Source organism: Kitasatospora setae KM-6054 (assembly GCF_000269985.1).
GTDB lineage: Bacteria > Actinomycetota > Actinomycetes > Streptomycetales > Streptomycetaceae > Kitasatospora > Kitasatospora setae.
This window is the reverse complement of sequence record NC_016109.1, coordinates 6,382,370-6,397,528: the sequence shown is the minus strand read 5'-3', so window position 1 is coordinate 6,397,528 and position 15,159 is coordinate 6,382,370. Positions and strand designations below refer to the sequence as shown.

Genomic DNA, 15,159 nt, shown 5'->3' with positions numbered 1-15,159 from the left:
GCGGGCCGGGCGGGTCGGGAGAACCGGCGCGGGGGAGGTCAGCCCTTGCTGCTGAAGGCCGTCGCGACGCCGTAGTTGCCGGCGTGCTCGGGGACGGCGACCAGGTGGCCGGCGGCGTTGTGCACCCGACCGGTGGTGAGCAGCGAGCCGGTGCCCTGCGGGAAGGCGCCGCCCTGGGTCTCCTGGCCGCCGGTGAGGGCGAACCGGCTGAGGTGGGCGGGCTGCCCGGTGCGTTCGTCGACGGCGACGACCAGGCCGCCGGCGTCCACCCCGACCGGCCGGGCCTTGCCCTTCTCGGCGATCGGGGTGCGCCACAGCGACTTGCCGGTGCCCAGGTCGTACGCGGCGATCGCGCTCGGGTTGCCGCCGCCGTCGGGGACGACCGGGGCGAACATGGTGCCGCCCTGGAAGTAGGTGCCGGGCACGGCGGCGAAGCTGCCGTGGTCGACGTCGAGCCGGCCGCCGCCCTCGACGGCCAGCGGGATCTCGACGGCCGGGTCGCCCTCGGCGCCCCAGGCGAACACCCGCTCGTCCTCCGGCTTGGCGCCGGTGGTGAGGACGGCGGCGGGCTCTGCGGAGAGCACGGTGACGGTGGTGGGCTGGTTGTTCAGGCCGCGCCAGTACTTCACCTTGCCGTCGGCGAGGTTGAGCGCGACGGCCTGGTCGTGCGGGGTGCTGTCGGCGCAGGCGCTGTGCAGCAGCACGGTGGCGGCGCCGGCGCTGCCGGAGAGCGTGCAGAACTTGCCCTGGCCGGTGTACTGCCAGACCTCGGCGCCGTCGGCGGCGGCCCACGCGGCGGCCTTGTCCTCGCCGACCGCGATCACCTTGTCGTCGGTGACGGCGACGTGCGCGGCGTAGCTGTCCTTGGCGTCGGAGAGGGTCTTCGTCCAGACCGCCTGGCCGGACTTGGTGTCGACGGCGGCGAGGGTGCTGCACGGGCTCTTCGGGTCGGCGGCGGGGCGGTAGACGACCGCGCCGAGGCCGGACGCGTTGACGGCCGGGGAGAGCCCGCAGGGGACGGCGCCGTCGGCGGGGGCCTTGAGCGTCCAGACGGGCTTGCCGTCGGCGAGGCCGTAGGCGTGCACGCCGGTGCCGTCGGCGCGGACCACGGCGTCGGCCAGCAGCCAGCTGCCGGCCAGGGTGTCGTCGGTGCCCTGCGCGGCGGTGGCGGGGTCGGCGGCGACGGTCCAGGACTTGGTGTGGGCGACCGAGATGTTCTGGCCGCCGCCCTGGGCGGCCTGGCCGGCCGGGGCGGCCTCGTCCTCCCCGGAGACCGCGAGCACGCCGGCGGTGACCAGGACGGCGAGGGCGGCGACGCCCGCGCCGACCCGGATCGCCAGGCCCCGGCGGCTGGGCGCGCCCTCGCCGGAGAGCACCGCGGCGCGCGCCCTGGCGGCGAACCCGCGCGGCGCGGGCCGCTCCCGGCCGGGAACCTCGCCGGCGGCCGCGGCGGCGCTGATCGCGGCGGCCGACGCGCCGTCGGAGCCGGGGGCGAACGGGTCCTCGGCGCTGGTCCGCGGGTAGTCGGCGGGCGTGGCCGGGGCGGGCTCGGCGGCCGGCGCCGACTGCGCGTAGGCGGGCTCGTACGGGGCGTACGCCTGCTGCTGGGCGGCCTGCTCGGGGTAGCCGTACGCCTGCTGCTGGGCCGCCTGCTCGGCGTACCCGTAGCCCTGCTGCTGCTGCGGGAACTGCTGCCCGTACGCCTGCTGCTGCTGGGCGGCCTGCTCCTGGTGGCCGTAGACCTGCGGGTCGCCGTACGCCTGCTGCTGCTCGGCGTAGCCGTAGCCCTGCTGCTGCTGCGGGAACTGCTGCCCGTACGCCTGCTGCTGCTGGGCGGCCTGCTCCTGGTGGCCGTAGTCCTGCGGCTGGGGGTACCAGGGCTGCTGCTGGTCGTACCCGGGTGTCGTGGGAGGTTCCTGAGCCATGCGTTCCGTCCGTCCCGACTGCGGTCTGGCAAGGGGCCAGCATCTCACGGCGCGGGGACGGGATTTGCCGGGGCTTTGCGGTCGCTCGGGGGCGCTCGGGGGCCGGTGGCGGCGGGGCGGCCGGTCAGGCGGCGGCGTCGAGGGCGCGGTCGATGAGGTGGGCGAGGGTGATGTCGAGGCTGGTCAGGCCGCCCGCGCTGTGGGTGGTGAGGAGGAAGGTCAGGGTGCGCCAGCGGATGTCGATGTCGGGGTGGTGGTCGAGGGCCTCGGCCTGTTCGGCGACGGCGTCGACGACCTTGATGGCGGTGGGGAAGCTCGCGGTCTCGGCGGTGCGGGTGATCGCGTCGCCGGTGCGGGTCCACTCCGGGAGTTCGGCGAGGGCGTTGGCGAGCTGTTCCTCGTTGAGGCGGTCGCGGCTCATGGCGGTCTCCGTCCAGGGGTCCGGGGCCCGGGGGCCCGGGGGCCCGGGTGCCGTGCGGGCTGCTGTCACGGCCGAGCCTACGTCCGGGGGCGCTCAGGCGAGCAGCAGTTTGGTGACGGCGGCGAGGCCGACCAGCACGATCAGGGTGCGCAGCGCGACGGGCGGGAGGCGGCGGCCGATCCGGGCGCCGAGCGCGCCGCCGAGGGTGGCGCCGGCGGCGATCAGCAGGGCGGCGGTCCAGTCGATGTGCGAGGTGAAGAGGAAGAAGACCGCGGCGACGCCGTTGACGAGCATGGCGAGGACGTTCTTGATGCCGTTGATCGTCTGCAGGTCGTCGGGGAGCAGCATGCCCATCAGGGCGAGCAGCAGGACGCCCTGGGCGGCGCCGAAGTAGCCGCCGTAGACGCCGGTGAGGCCGATGCAGGCGAGCAGCAGCGGGCCGCCGTCGGTGCGGGCGGGGGCGGTGCCGGCGGCGCGGCGGGCGGCCATCGCGCGGGCGACCCGGGGCTGGATGACGACCAGCACGAGGGCGGTGAGGATGAGGACCGGGACGACGGCTTCGAAGGCGCTGCCGGGGAGGGTGATCAGCAGGGCGGCGCCGACGAGTCCGCCGATAAGCGAGGCGCTGCCGTAGCGGATCAGGCGGCGGCGCTGGCCGGCGAGTTCGGCCCGGTAGCCGATGGCTCCGGCGAGCGAGCCGGGGACCAGGCCGAGGGTGTTGGAGACGTTGGCGGTGACGGGCGGCAGGCCGACGGCGAGCAGCACGGGGAAGGTGATCAGGGTGCCGGAGCCGACGATGGTGTTGATGGTTCCGGCGGCGACGCCGGCCAGCAGGACGGCGGTCATCTCCCACAGTGTCATCGGCTTCCCCCTCGTTGGCTGCTGTCGCGCGCCGGTCGATCATGCCGGAGGGGTGCGCGGCTTGGCGAGGGGCGGTCCGCCATCCGGACCTGCCCTTCCGTGATGCGGAACGGCGGGCCGGCGGGAAAGGCGCGGGCCCCGGCCGACCGGAGGGGTCGGACGGGGCCCGCGCGGTGCCGTCACCGGGACCGGTCCCGGTGCCGGCTACTCGTCGATCTTGGGGTACTGCCGGGTGGGCTCGACCCGGGGCCGGGCCGTCTTGTTCTCGGTGTCGACCGGGCGGGGGCCGGCGGCCGGGTCGACCGGGACGCGGGCCGCGGGCGGCTGCACCGGGGCGGGGGCGGGCGCGGCCGGGGCGGCGCCGCCGCCGGTGACGCCCTGGAAGGCGCCGCCGAGGCCCTTGAGCGCGTCGCCGACCTCGCTGGGGATGATCCACAGCTTGTTGGCGTCGCCCTTGGCGAGCTCGGGCAGGGTCTGCAGGTACTGGTAGGCGAGCAGCTTCTGGTCGGCGTCGCCCTCGTGGATGGCCTCGAAGACGGTGCGGATCGCGGCGGCCTCACCGTCGGCCTTGAGGACGGCGGCCTGCGCCTCGCCCTCGGCCTGGAGCACGGCGGCCTGCTTCTCGCCCTCGGCGCGCAGGATCTGGGCCTGCCGGGCGCCCTCGGCGGTGAGGATCGCGGCGCGCTTGTCGCGGTCGGCGCGCATCTGCTTCTCCATCGAGTCCTGGATGGAGGTCGGCGGCTCAATCGCCTTCAGCTCGACCCGGTTGACCCGGATGCCCCAGCGGCCGGTGGCCTCGTCCAGGACGCCGCGCAGGCCGGCGTTGATGACCTCGCGGGAGGTCAGGGTGGACTCGAGGTCCATCGAGCCGATGATGTTGCGCAGGGTGGTGACGGTGAGCTGCTCGATGGCCTGGATGTAGCTGGCCACCTCGTAGGTCGCGGCGCGCGGGTCGGTCACCTGGTAGTAGATGACGGTGTCGATGTTGACGACCAGGTTGTCCGAGGTGATGACGGGCTGCGGCGGGAACGGGACGACCTGCTCGCGCAGGTCGATCCGGTTGCGGATGGTGTCGATGAACGGGACGACGATGTTCAGGCCGGCGCTGAGGGTCCGGGTGTAGCGCCCGAAGCGCTCCACGATCGCGGCGCTGGCCTGGGGGATCACCTGGATCGTCTTGATCAGGGCGATGAAGGCCACCACGACCAGGACGATCAAGACGATGAGGACGGGTTCCAACGCTTCTCCCCTAGACGACCAGGGCGGTCGCGCCCTGGATTTCGACGACGTCGACCTGCTGCCCCGGCTCGAAGACCGAACCCGGGTGGAGCGCGCGGGCCGACCAGATCTCGCCGTTCAGCTTGATCCGTCCGCCCTCTCCCCCGTCGACTGTTTCCTGTACCACCGCGGTGGCGCCGGTCAGCGCCTCCACGCCCGTGCGGTACCCCGGGCCCTTCTTCAGCTGGCGGTACGCGATCGGGCGCACGAAGACCAGCAGCGCCGCCGAGACGCCGACGAACACCAGGAACTGCGGGACCGTGCCGCCGCCGAGGCCCGCCGTCAGCGCGGCGGCGCCGGCGCCGATCGCGAACATGGCGAACTCGGGCATCGCGGTGACCACCAGCGGTATGCCCAGCGCGACGGCGAGCAGCAGCCACCAGATCCAGCTGTCCACGGGCTCCATCCTAGGGAAGTCGGTGCTCTCCCCGCGTAGCTTCCCGCAGGTGGGGCGACGGAAACCGGCCGCGTGTGCGACCGGTTGCCGCCGTGCGCCGCGGCGGTGCGATTCAGCCGAGCGGGAGGCCCTGCGCGGTCCAGCGGTCGCCGCGCCGCTCCAGGGTCAGCGGCAGGCCGAAGCAGTGCGAGAGGTTGCGGGCGGTGAGGGTGGTCTCGATCGGACCGGCCGTCATCACCTTGCCCTGGCGGATCATCAGCACGTGGGTCATGCCCGGGACGATCTCCTCGACGTGGTGGGTGACCATCACCATGGACGGCGCGTACTCGTCCTGGGCGAGCGCGGCGAGGCGGCGGACCAGGTCCTCGCGGCCGCCGAGGTCGAGGCCGGCCGCGGGCTCGTCGAGCAGCAGCAGCTCGGGGTCGGTCATCAGGGCGCGGGCGATCAGGGTGCGCTTGCGCTCGCCCTCGGAGAGGCTGCCGAACTTGCGGCCGGTGAAGCCGGCCATGCCGAGGCGGTCGAGCAGCACCAGGGCGCGGGCCTCGTCGGGGGCCTCGTAGGTCTCCTTGCCGTGCACGGTCTGGCCGTACGCGGCGGTCAGGACGGTCTCCAGCACGGTCTGGCCGGTCGGCAGCTTGTCGTACATCGCGGCGCTGGCCAGGCCGATCCGGGCGCGCTGCTCGAACACGTCGACCTGGTCGAGCTTCTCGCCGAGCACCACCGCGTCGCCGGAGCTCGGGAACAGGTAGGCGCCCGCGATCTGGAGCAGCGTGGTCTTGCCCGCGCCGTTCGGTCCGAGCACCACCCAGCGCTCGCCCTCCTTGACCGTCCAGGACACGTGATCGACGAGTGCGCGTCCCTCCCGGACCACGGAAACGTCCACCAGCTCCAGAACGTCGCTCATGCCTACGCCTTCCCCAAATGCAAGATTCCGGCCGTCCTTGGACCTGGGCGTGCGGTCCTCGGGGTGCGGTCCACCATGTGTCAGGGCAAACCTACGCCACCCGCTCGACGCAGTTGTCCGTAGGCTGGTCCGATGCTCGCCACTCCTGCCGACAATCCGTACCAAGAACCCCGTTCGGGGCGGTTCACCGCCTGGGGGAACGCCGTGCTGACCGGTGCCGCCTCGCCCGACGACGCGGCCACCGCCGTCCAGGGCGCGGACGACGCCCACCGGGTGACCGGGCTGCCCGGCGAGGCGCCGGACTCGCTGCACGGGCTGACCTGGGCGCTGGGGCGGCTGCGCGCGCGGGGCGCGAAGGGGCTGCGGCTGGCCCTCCCGGCGGCCGGGCACCCGCTGGGGCTGACCGGGCCGGCCGCGTTCAACGCGCTGGCGATGGGCGCGGGCGAGGCCGTGCTGGCGGTCGGCGTCCCGTACGGGCTGGTGCCGGAGGTCGAGGCGTACGGGCCGCAGGGCGACCAGGGCGTCCGGGTGCTGTGGCAGTGCCTGCCGGTGAACGACGCGCCGCCGGCCGACGTGCCCTCGCTGGACGAGGCCGAGCGGGAACTCGCCGACGGGCTGCGGCAGGCCACCGCGGCACTGGTCCGGCTGGACGTGGCGGGCGCCGGGCCGGAGGCGCTGCGCGCCCTGGACTCGCTGCGCCGGCAGGGCCACCGGGAGCTGCTGGCGCCCGGCTACCCGCCGCGCGCGGTCCGGGTGCTGGAGTCCGCCCGGCAGGTGTCGGCGCTGCTGCGGATCGCCGCCGGCGGCCACGGCGCGGCGGTCTCCGCCGGCGAGATGGCCGCCCGCCGGGAGGTCCTGGCCCCGCTCGACCGCACCGCCCGCCGGGCCCAGGTCGCGGCCTACAACGCGGCGGTGGACGAGCAGCGGCGCTGAGCGGTTCCGGGCGGCCTCAGGACGCCTGGTTCCGGACGGCCCAGAGGGCGGCCTGGGTGCGGTCGGCGACGTCCAGCTTCATCAGGATGTTCGACACGTGCGTCTTGACCGTTTTCTCCGACAGGTGCAGCGTGCGGGCGATCTCCCGGTTGGAGCGGCCGTCGGCGATGTGCGAGAGCACCTCGCGCTCGCGCTCGGTGAGGTTGCCGCCGCGGCCCTGCGGCGGGGCCGGGACGTCCTCGGCGAGCAGCGCGGCGGCCAGTTCGGGCTGGAGCAGGACGTGGCCGGCGTGCACCGAGCGGATCGCGCCGGCCAGCGCCTCCGGGTCGACGTCCTTGTACACGTAGCCCGCGGCGCCGGCCCGCAGCGCCGGGACCATCGTGCGGTGCTCGGTGAAGCTGGTGACGATCAGCACCCGGGCGGCGCTGCCGCGCTCGCGCAGCAGGCGGAGCGCCTCGATGCCGTCCACCCTGGGCATCTTGAGGTCCATCAGGACGACGTCGGGGGCGAGTTCGGCGGTCCGCTCGACCGCCTCGGCGCCGTCCGCGGCCTCGCCGACCACCTCGATGTCGTCCTGCACCTCCAGGAAGGTGCGCAGGCCGCGCCGGACCACCTGGTGGTCGTCCACCAGCAGCACGCGGATCGGGGGCGGGGTGTCAGGCACCGGGGACCTCCAGTTCGACCAGGGTGCCCCGGCCCGGGGCGGACTCCAGGGACAGCCGGCCGCCGACCGCGGCGGCCCGGTCGCGCATCGACACCAGACCGAGGTGCCGGCCCGCGCGGCGCACCGACTCCGGGTCGAAGCCGCGGCCGTCGTCGCGGACGGTCAGCCGGGCGCCGCGCGGCGCGGTGCCGGTCAGGGTGACCGTGACGGTGTCGGCGCCGGCGTGCCGCAACGCGTTGTGCAGCGCCTCCTGGGCGACCCGTAGGACGGCCGCCTCCTGGGCGGCGGGCAGCGCGCGGACGCCGGTGGCGGTGAAGGCGACCCGGGCGCTGTGCGCCCGGTCCAGCACCTGGGCCTGCGAGGCGAGGGTGGCGACCAGGCCGTCCTCCTCCAGCGCGGCCGGGCGCAGTTCGACCACCACCGCGCGCAGTTCGTCGGCCGCCTCGGCGGCGAGCCGGGCCACCTCGGCCAGGTTCTCGCGGGCCCGGGCCGGATCGCGGTCGACCTGCCGGGCGGCGGCGCGGGCGGTCAGCCGGAGCGAGAACAGCTTCTGCGAGACGGCGTCGTGCAGGTCGTGCGCGATCCGGGCCCGCTCGCCGGACAGGGTCAGTTCGCGGCTGCGCTCGTACAGCCGGGCGTTGCCGAGGGCGAGCGCGGCGTGCGCGACCAGGATCCGCAGCAGCTTCTCGTCCCGGTCGGTGAAGCCGCCCGGCTTGTTGGCCAGGAACAGCGCGCCGGCGATCTCGTCCTCGTCCATGATCGGCATGCCGAGGAAGTCGGTCATGTCCGGGTGGGCGTCCGGCCAGCCGCCGAACGCGGGCGCGGTGCGGACGTCGGTCAGCCGGGTCGGTTCGCGGTCGTGCAGCATCGACGCCAGGACGCCGTGCTGGCGCGGCAGCGGGCCGATCGCCCGCCACTGCTCGTCGCTCACCCCGTCGACGACGAACTGCGCGAACCCGCCGTGGTCGTCCGGCAGCCCCAGCGCGGCGTACTCGGCGCCGAGCAGCGTCCGGGCGGACGCGGTGATCCGCCGCAGCACCTCCCGCACCTCCAGCGGCCGGGACATCGCCAGCACGGCGGCGCTGAGCGCCTCGATCGCCTGCAGCGACGGATCGCACCGGGGAGTGTCCATGCCGCCCACGCTACCGCCGCGATCACGCCCGCCACCTCGGGCGCGGGGCCTAGGTCGCAGGGCCCGGGAGCAGCGCCCGGGGCCGTCCGCCGGAACGCCGAAGGGCCCCCGGAGGGGCCCTTCGGCGTGCGCGCGACGGGTCAGCCGTTCTGCATGACGTCCGGCTCGTGGCGCTTCTGGAAGCGCTGGATGGCCAGGCCCAGGCCGACCGAGATGAGGATCATGGCGGTCCAGTTGAGGAACATCATGCCCGCGGAGTGGTCCCAGAGGGAGTCGAGCGGGGCGACCTCCGGCGGCTTGGCGATCACGACCGGGGAGGTGTGCGCCAGGTCGAGGGTGTTGCCGCTGGCGGCGACGCCCCAGCGGGCGGGCATCAGCCAGGCGAGCTGTTCGAGGCCGGGCTTGTCGAAGAGCTGGAAGATCGCGCCGGTGAAGACCATCTGGACGATGGCGAACATGACCAGCAGCGGCATGGTCTTCTCGGCGGTCTTGACCAGCGAGGAGATCGCCAGGCCGACCATCATGGAGGTGAAGCTGAGCAGGATGACGCCGATGGACATCTCGGCGGCGGGCAGGTGCTTGAGGATCAGCCCCTCGGCGGGGAGCTTGCGGACCTTGAAGGCGATCGCGGAGATCAGGCCGCCCTGCAGGAAGCTGATCGCGCCGAGCACGATGAACTTCGAGGCCAGGTAGGCGGAGCGGGACAGGCCGGTGGCGCGTTCCCGTTCGTAGATCGCGCGTTCCTTGATGAGTTCGCGGACCGAGTTCGCCGAGCCGGCCAGGCAGGCGGAGAACGCGACGACCATCAGGATCAGCCGGGCGGCGTCGTTGCGGTGGCTCCCGGTGTCGCAGGCCGCCAGGCCGCACTTGTCGGGGATGACCGCGGAGACCGCGCCGAGCACCAGCGGCAGCAGCACGGACAGCGCGATGAAGCCCTTGTCGGAGGCGATCACCGCCAGGTAGCGGCGGATCAGCGTCCACAGCTGGGAGCCCCAGCTCTGCGGCTTGGGCGGGCGCAGCTGGGTGAGGGTGTTGGGCTTCTGGGCCTGGGAGACCGCGGCGTCCACGTTGGCCGAGTACTGCTGGTAGTGGACGGAGTTGCGGTAGCGGCCGGCCCAGTCGTGGTCGGGGTAGTTCTCGAACGCCTGGAAGACGTCGGCCCAGGTCTCGTAGCCGAAGAAGTGCAGGGCCTCGCCGGGCGGGCCGAAGTAGGCCACCGAGCCGCCGGGGGCCATCACCAGCAGGCGGTCGCAGAGCGCGAGTTCGGCGACCGAGTGGGTGACGACCAGGACGGTGCGGCCGTCGTCGGCGAGGCCGCGCAGGGTCTGCATGACCTCGCGGTCCATGCCCGGGTCGAGGCCGGAGGTGGGCTCGTCCAGGAAGATCAGCGAGGGCTTGGTGAGCAGCTCCAGGGCGACCGAGACACGCTTCTGCTGGCCGCCGGAGAGCGCGGTGATCCGGTTGTCGGCGCGCTTGTCCAGGCGCAGCTCGTACAGCACCTCGTCGATCCGGCGGTCGCGCTCGGCGGCCTCGGTGTCGCCGGGGAAGCGCAGCCGGGCCGCGTACTTGAGGGCGGTGCGGACGGTGAGTTCCTTGTGCAGGATCTCGGACTGCGGGACGAGGCCGATCCGGGAGCGCAGTTCGGCGAACTGGCGGTAGAGGTTGCGGCCGTCGTACAGCACGTCGCCGCGGTCGGCGGGGCGGTAGCCGGTGAGGGCGCGCAGCAGGGTGGACTTGCCGGAGCCGGACGGGCCGATCACCGCGACCAGGGACTTCTCCGGGACGGAGAAGCTGACGTCGTTGAGCAGGACCTTCTTGCCGCCCTTGAAGTCGACCTCGACGGTCAGGTGGTGGGCGGAGAAGGAGACCTCGCCGTTGTCGACGAACTCCTGGAGCTGGTCGCCGACCAGCACGAAGGAGGAGTGGCCGACGGTCAGCCGGTCCTGCGGGCCCATCAGCTGGCGGCGGGTGGGCTGGCCGTTGAGGAAGATCCCGTTGTGGCTGCCGAGGTCGACGATCTCCCAGCGGCCGTCCGGGAGTTGGCGCAGTTCGGCGTGGTGGCGGGAGACCTGGAGGTCGGAGACCACGATGTCGTTGTCGAGCGCGCGGCCGATCCGGATGGTGCGGCCGCCGGCCAGGCTGCGGATCATCGTCGGGTTGCCGAGCCCGCCGGCCGGGGCGCCCTGCTGCGGCGGCTGCTGGAACTGCTGCTGCTGCGCCGGGGGCTGCTGCTGGAACTGCTGCTGCGCCGGCTGCTGCTGCTGGAACTGCGGGGGCACCGGCTGCTGCTGGTAGGGCTGCTGGAGCGGCGGGTGCTGGACCGGCGCGGCGCCGGACTGCTGCTGCGGGAAGCCGGGGCGCGGGGTGGGCGCGTCCCAGCCCTGCGGGATCGGCTGCTCGACCGGCGGCGGGCGGTGGCCCTGCTGCGGTGCGGCGGCCGGCCCGGGGCCGAACGGCGGCTGCTGGAACGGGGCCTGGCCCGACTGCGGGCCGGGGGCCCGGCTGGTGGCGGCCTCGTGGATGCCGCCCTGCGGGACGGGGGCCGCGGCGGGCGCGGTGAAGGCGAGCCGGGGGCCGTTCTGGCCGTTGCCGAGGTGCACGACGGTGCCGGGGTGGAGCGCGGTCTGGGCGACCCGGGCCCCGGCGACGAAGGTGCCGTTGGTGGAGCCGTGGTCGGCGAGCTGCCAGGTGGCGCCGTCGAAGTTCAGGCTGGCGTGCCGCCAGGAGACCCTGGCGTCGTCGAACGGGAAGTCCGACGCCGGATCGCGGCCGATGGTGTAGGCGCGGCCGGGTTCCAGCACCCGCTGCCGGCCGTCGATTTCCAGTACAAGTTGCGGCAACTCTCCGCCCGCCCCGCTCTCCGGTCCCCCAGGATGTTGCATCTGTCAGGGGGGATCATTCCAGCCCCCCCGGTGTACTCGGAAGTCGGGCCGCGGATCCGTGACCGCCCGGCGGTCGGCCGGGGGCCTCGTCAGGATCACGTCACGACCTCGGCGGTTCCGCGCCGGAGCCCGGCGGAGCTCCCGGCGGAGCCCTGCCGGAGCCCTGCCGGAGCCCTGCCGGGGCGTCCCACCTCGCGGACGCCTGCGGTCGGCGCGGGGTCGGGCCCGGTAGCGTGGGGGGCACCATGAACGCAACCGCCCAGGCCGCCCAGGCCCTCTCCGCCGCGCCGCCCGTGCGCACCGACGCCGAGCGCACGCTGCTGGTCAAGGTGTTCGGCAAGGACCGCCCCGGGATCACCGCGGGCCTGTTCGACCGGCTCGCCGGCTTCGACGTCGAGGTGATCGACATCGAGCAGGTGGTGACCCGTGGCCGGATAACGCTGTGCGCGCTGGTCACCCCGCCGGCCGCGCCGGGCGCCGAGGGCGCGCTGCGGGTGACCGTGCACCGCTGGGCGGAGGAGCTGAGGCTCCAGGCCGAGATCATCTCCGGCACCGGCGACAACCGGGCGCGCGGCGAGGGCCGTTCGCACGTGACGGTGCTCGGCAGCCCGCTGACGGCGGGCGCGGTGGCGGCGCTGACCTCCCGGGTCTCGGCGGCCGGCGGCAACATCGACCGGGTCTTCCGGCTCGCCAAGTACCCGGTGACGGCGGTGGAGCTGACCATCTCCGGGGTGCCCACCGAGGAGCTCCGCGCGGTGCTGGCGGCGGAGGCCGCGGCCCAGCGGGTGGATGTCGCGGTGGTCCGCTCGGGCCTGCACCGGCGGGCCAAGCGGCTGATCGTGATGGACGTCGACTCCACGCTGATCCAGGACGAGGTGATCGAGCTGTTCGCGGCCCACGCGGGCTGCGAGGAGCAGGTCGCCGCGGTGACCGAGCAGGCGATGCGCGGCGAGCTGGACTTCGCCGAGTCGCTGCGGGCCCGGGTCGCGCTGCTGGCCGGGCTGGACGCCGGGGTGACCGAGAAGGTCCGCGCCGAGGTCCGACTGACCCCGGGCGCCCGGACGCTGATCCGCACCCTGAAGCGGCTCGGCTACCAGGTGGCGATCGTCTCCGGCGGGTTCACCCAGGTCACCGACCACCTGGTGGAGCGCCTGGGCCTGGACTTCGCGGCCGCCAACACGCTGGAGGTCGAGGACGGGAAGTTCACCGGCCGGGTCACCGGCGAGATCGTCGACCGGGCGGGCAAGGCCCGCTGGCTGGCCCGGTTCGCCGAGCGGGCCGGGGTGCCGCTGGAGCAGACGGTGGCGATCGGCGACGGCGCCAACGACCTCGACATGTTGAACGCGGCCGGTCTGGGCGTCGCCTTCAACGCCAAGCCGGTGGTCCGCGAGCAGGCCGACACCGCCGTGAACGTCCCGTTCCTGGACACCGTGCTCTACCTGCTCGGGGTGACCCGCGAGGAGGTCGAGGCGGCCGACGAGCTGGACGGCACGCCCACCGAGGACTGAGCACGCGGCGCGGCGGAGGGGCGGCACCCGTACCCCGGGTGCCGCCCCTCCGCCATGCGCTCGGGCGGTCGTGCGCTCGCGCGGTCAGTCCTGCGGCATGAAGTACGAGTCGAGCCGGGCGACGCCAGGCTCGACCAGCTTCCACGGGCCCTCGAAGCTGAGCACGGCCACCGCGGCGGGCGGGAAGCCGTTCAGGCGCAGCCGGTTGAGCGCGTCGGTGTCGCCCTCGTCGCCGGCCAGCACCTGGGTCAGGCCGAGGACGCCGGGGTTGTGGCCGACCAGCAGCAGGTCGGCGTGCTCCTCGGGGGTCTCCTGGATGACCTCGATCAGCCTGCCCGGCTGGGCCTCGTACACCCGGTCCTCGTAGACCGTCCGGCGGGCCCGCTTGGGGAGCTCGTGGGCGACCAGCTTCCAGGTCTCCCGGGTGCGCAGCGCGGTGGAGCACAGCACGTGGTCCGGGTTGACCCCGGAGTCCGCCAGCCAGCGGCCCGCGTCGGACGCCTGGCCGCGGCCGCGGTCGGCGAGCGGGCGGTCGTGGTCGCTGACCTGGTTGGGCCAGTCCGCCCGGGCGTGGCGGAGGACGATGATCCTACGGGGGTTGTCGGCGCTCATACCCCTAGAGCTTCGCAGAAAACCGCCGTCCGGTCGCGTGGTCCGGGAAGCTGCCACCCGCAGGGGTGGCGGCCGCCCGGAACCCGCACGGACGAGCGGTCCGGCCCCTCGCGTCCGCGCGGCGGACGGTTCAGCCCATCGCGTTCGCGAGGCTGGCGACGATCGCGATCACCGTCACGATGCCGGCGATCAGGCCGAGCATCTGCAGCAGCTTCTTCTGCCCGCCCTGCGGGTTGGGATCGAGTACTGGCATGCGGCCGAGCCTAACCGACGGCCTCGTCCTCGATGTGCCGGGCCCGGGCCGCCCGCAGGCCGACCAGCATCTGCGGCACCAGCAGCAGCGCGAGCAGGCCCAGCGGCAGGTACCACTGGCCGGTGCTCTGGTAGAGCGCGCCCATCAGGATCGGGCCCGGGATCGAGATCAGGTAGCCCAGGCTCTGCGCGAACGCCGACAGCTGGGTCACCCCGCCCGGGGTGCGGGCGCGCAGGCCGAGCATGGTCAGCGCCAGCGGGAACGCGCACATCGACAGGCCGACCAGGACCGCCCACAGCCACGGCACCGTGCCGGCGGCCAGCATCAGTCCGAGGAAGCCGGCGATCCCGCACAGGCCGAGCACCACCACGTACAGCCGCTGGTCGCCGCGGCGGGCCGCCAGGTTCGGCAGCAGGAAGGAGACCGGGACGCTGACCGCCATCACCAGCGCCAGCAGCACGCCGGACGCCGACTCGGAGACCCCGGCGTCGTGGTAGATCTTCGGCAGCCAGCCCATCGCGCTGTACGCGCTGGTCGACTGCAGGCCGAAGAAGAAGGCCAGCGCCCACGCGGTACGGCTGCGCAGGATCGGCAGCTTCACGTGCGGGCCGGCCGCCGGGGAGGAGGCGGCGCCCCGCTCCCGGCGCGCGAACAGCACCACCAGCCAGAGCGCCAGCGCGGCCAGCGCGAGCAGGCCCCAGACGCCCAGGCCGAGCCGCCAGTCGCCGCCCAGCGCGTTCGTCAGCGGGACGGTGGTGGCGGCGGCCAGCGAGGTGCCGACCGAGAGCGCCATCGAGTACAGGCCGATCATCGGCGCCACCCGGTCCGGGAAGTACCGCTTGATCACGACCGGGATCAGCACGTTCGCCAGCGCGACGCCCGCCAGCGCCAGCGCCGTCAGCAGCAGGAAGACGACGGCCGAGCCGGTGAACGAGCGGGCCAGCACGCCCGCGGTGATCGCCGCCAGCGCGGCCGTCACCACCGCGATCGGCCCCAGCCGGCGGGCCAGCGCCGGGGCGCAGATCCCCAGCACCGCGAAGCACAGCGGCGGCACGGCGGCCAGCAGGCCGGCCATCGTGGCGCTCATCCCCAGGCCGTCCCGGACCGGGTCGAGCAGCGCGCCCAGGCTGGTGACCACCGGACGCAGGTTCACCGCGGCGGCGGCCACGGCGACGGCGAGCAGGACGGCGGCGGCGTTGCGGGCGGGCGCCTCGGCGCGGGCGCGGACGCCGGCGGGGGCGTCGACGGGGGCCCCGGCGGGCGTTTCGGCGGTGGGTGGGCGGCTTCCGGTCTCGGTCGCGGAGGGCTCTGCTGCGGTAGGCATGGCGTAATCATAGAATCATGGGATGACTTAGCGCACGCCGGTATCCTGATGACGTAGACCACACA

The 15,159-nt window shown here is 74.2% G+C and carries 14 protein-coding genes; 2 read left to right on the top strand and 12 right to left on the bottom strand.

The window, feature by feature from the left end:
- Positions 1 to 38: 38 nt before the first annotated feature.
- From KSE_RS28310 to KSE_RS28285, 6 genes are all read right to left on the bottom strand, one after another.
- The gene (locus tag KSE_RS28310; RefSeq protein WP_014138794.1) at positions 39 to 1,925 is read right to left on the bottom strand and encodes an outer membrane protein assembly factor BamB family protein; all 1,887 of its coding nucleotides are present in this window, start codon (positions 1,923 to 1,925) and stop codon (positions 39 to 41) included.
- A 124-nt stretch (positions 1,926 to 2,049) separates the two neighbouring features.
- The gene (locus KSE_RS28305) at positions 2,050 to 2,346 is read right to left on the bottom strand and encodes a 4a-hydroxytetrahydrobiopterin dehydratase (protein ID WP_014138793.1); all 297 of its coding nucleotides are present in this window, start codon (positions 2,344 to 2,346) and stop codon (positions 2,050 to 2,052) included.
- A 93-nt stretch (positions 2,347 to 2,439) separates the two neighbouring features.
- Positions 2,440 to 3,207, bottom strand: coding sequence for a sulfite exporter TauE/SafE family protein (locus KSE_RS28300; RefSeq protein ID WP_014138792.1), 768 nt, complete (start codon positions 3,205 to 3,207; stop codon positions 2,440 to 2,442).
- Between the two features lie 204 nt (positions 3,208 to 3,411).
- On the bottom strand, positions 3,412 to 4,446 hold the full coding sequence (locus KSE_RS28295) for an SPFH domain-containing protein (protein WP_014138791.1): 1,035 nt from the start codon (positions 4,444 to 4,446) through the stop codon (positions 3,412 to 3,414).
- A gap of 10 nt (positions 4,447 to 4,456) precedes the next feature.
- The gene (locus tag KSE_RS28290; protein ID WP_014138790.1) at positions 4,457 to 4,891 is read right to left on the bottom strand and encodes an NfeD family protein; all 435 of its coding nucleotides are present in this window, start codon (positions 4,889 to 4,891) and stop codon (positions 4,457 to 4,459) included.
- A 103-nt stretch (positions 4,892 to 4,994) separates the two neighbouring features.
- Positions 4,995 to 5,786, bottom strand: coding sequence for an ABC transporter ATP-binding protein (locus KSE_RS28285; protein ID WP_014138789.1), 792 nt, complete (start codon positions 5,784 to 5,786; stop codon positions 4,995 to 4,997).
- A gap of 132 nt (positions 5,787 to 5,918) precedes the next feature.
- Here KSE_RS28285 and KSE_RS28280 point away from each other — a divergent pair, with 132 nt between their 5' ends.
- Positions 5,919 to 6,719, top strand: a complete 801-nt coding sequence (locus KSE_RS28280; RefSeq protein ID WP_014138788.1) for a hypothetical protein — start codon at positions 5,919 to 5,921, stop codon at positions 6,717 to 6,719.
- 16 nt (positions 6,720 to 6,735) lie between these two features.
- Here KSE_RS28280 and KSE_RS28275 read toward each other — a convergent pair whose 3' ends face one another.
- The 3 genes from KSE_RS28275 to KSE_RS28265 form a co-directional block, all read right to left on the bottom strand.
- Positions 6,736 to 7,383, bottom strand: a complete 648-nt coding sequence (locus tag KSE_RS28275) for a response regulator (RefSeq protein ID WP_014138787.1) — start codon at positions 7,381 to 7,383, stop codon at positions 6,736 to 6,738.
- Complete coding sequence (locus KSE_RS28270; protein ID WP_014138786.1) at positions 7,376 to 8,515, bottom strand: GAF domain-containing sensor histidine kinase; 1,140 nt, start codon at positions 8,513 to 8,515, stop codon at positions 7,376 to 7,378. Before KSE_RS28270 ends, KSE_RS28275 begins: the two co-directional genes overlap by 8 nt.
- Before the next feature lie 140 nt (positions 8,516 to 8,655).
- Positions 8,656 to 11,355, bottom strand: coding sequence for an FHA domain-containing protein (locus KSE_RS28265; protein ID WP_014138785.1), 2,700 nt, complete (start codon positions 11,353 to 11,355; stop codon positions 8,656 to 8,658).
- A 287-nt stretch (positions 11,356 to 11,642) separates the two neighbouring features.
- Between KSE_RS28265 and serB the strand changes: the two genes are divergently transcribed.
- Positions 11,643 to 12,905: a phosphoserine phosphatase SerB gene (serB, locus tag KSE_RS28260; protein WP_014138784.1), complete on the top strand. Its 1,263-nt coding sequence runs from the start codon at positions 11,643 to 11,645 to the stop codon at positions 12,903 to 12,905.
- Positions 12,906 to 12,989: 84 nt separating this feature from the next.
- On the opposite strand, the gene KSE_RS28255 is transcribed toward serB, so the two are convergent.
- The 3 genes from KSE_RS28255 to KSE_RS28250 all read right to left on the bottom strand — a co-directional run bounded on the left by KSE_RS28255 (position 12,990) and on the right by KSE_RS28250 (position 15,094).
- Complete coding sequence (locus KSE_RS28255) at positions 12,990 to 13,517, bottom strand: SixA phosphatase family protein (protein ID WP_014138783.1); 528 nt, start codon at positions 13,515 to 13,517, stop codon at positions 12,990 to 12,992.
- A 130-nt stretch (positions 13,518 to 13,647) separates the two neighbouring features.
- On the bottom strand, positions 13,648 to 13,770 hold the full coding sequence (locus KSE_RS45940; RefSeq protein WP_014138782.1) for an SGM_5486 family transporter-associated protein: 123 nt from the start codon (positions 13,768 to 13,770) through the stop codon (positions 13,648 to 13,650).
- Positions 13,771 to 13,780: 10 nt separating this feature from the next.
- Positions 13,781 to 15,094, bottom strand: coding sequence for a CynX/NimT family MFS transporter (locus KSE_RS28250; protein WP_014138781.1), 1,314 nt, complete (start codon positions 15,092 to 15,094; stop codon positions 13,781 to 13,783).
- Between the last annotated feature and the right edge of the window lie 65 nt (positions 15,095 to 15,159).

Excerpts from the sequence above, each read along its gene's own strand:
- KSE_RS28310 (WP_014138794.1), bottom strand. The coding sequence starts at position 1,925 with ATGGCTCAGGAACCTCCCACGACACCCGGGTACGACCAGCAGCAGCCC.
- KSE_RS28305 (WP_014138793.1), bottom strand. The coding sequence starts at position 2,346 with ATGAGCCGCGACCGCCTCAACGAGGAACAGCTCGCCAACGCCCTCGCC.
- KSE_RS28300 (WP_014138792.1), bottom strand. The coding sequence starts at position 3,207 with ATGACACTGTGGGAGATGACCGCCGTCCTGCTGGCCGGCGTCGCCGCC.
- KSE_RS28290 (WP_014138790.1), bottom strand. The coding sequence starts at position 4,891 with ATGGAGCCCGTGGACAGCTGGATCTGGTGGCTGCTGCTCGCCGTCGCG.
- KSE_RS28285 (WP_014138789.1), bottom strand. The coding sequence starts at position 5,786 with ATGAGCGACGTTCTGGAGCTGGTGGACGTTTCCGTGGTCCGGGAGGGA.
- KSE_RS28280 (WP_014138788.1), top strand. The coding sequence starts at position 5,919 with ATGCTCGCCACTCCTGCCGACAATCCGTACCAAGAACCCCGTTCGGGG.
- KSE_RS28270 (WP_014138786.1), bottom strand. The coding sequence starts at position 8,515 with ATGGACACTCCCCGGTGCGATCCGTCGCTGCAGGCGATCGAGGCGCTC.
- serB (WP_014138784.1), top strand. The coding sequence starts at position 11,643 with ATGAACGCAACCGCCCAGGCCGCCCAGGCCCTCTCCGCCGCGCCGCCC.
- KSE_RS28255 (WP_014138783.1), bottom strand. The coding sequence starts at position 13,517 with ATGAGCGCCGACAACCCCCGTAGGATCATCGTCCTCCGCCACGCCCGG.
- KSE_RS45940 (WP_014138782.1), bottom strand. The coding sequence starts at position 13,770 with ATGCCAGTACTCGATCCCAACCCGCAGGGCGGGCAGAAGAAGCTGCTG.
- KSE_RS28250 (WP_014138781.1), bottom strand. The coding sequence starts at position 15,094 with ATGCCTACCGCAGCAGAGCCCTCCGCGACCGAGACCGGAAGCCGCCCA.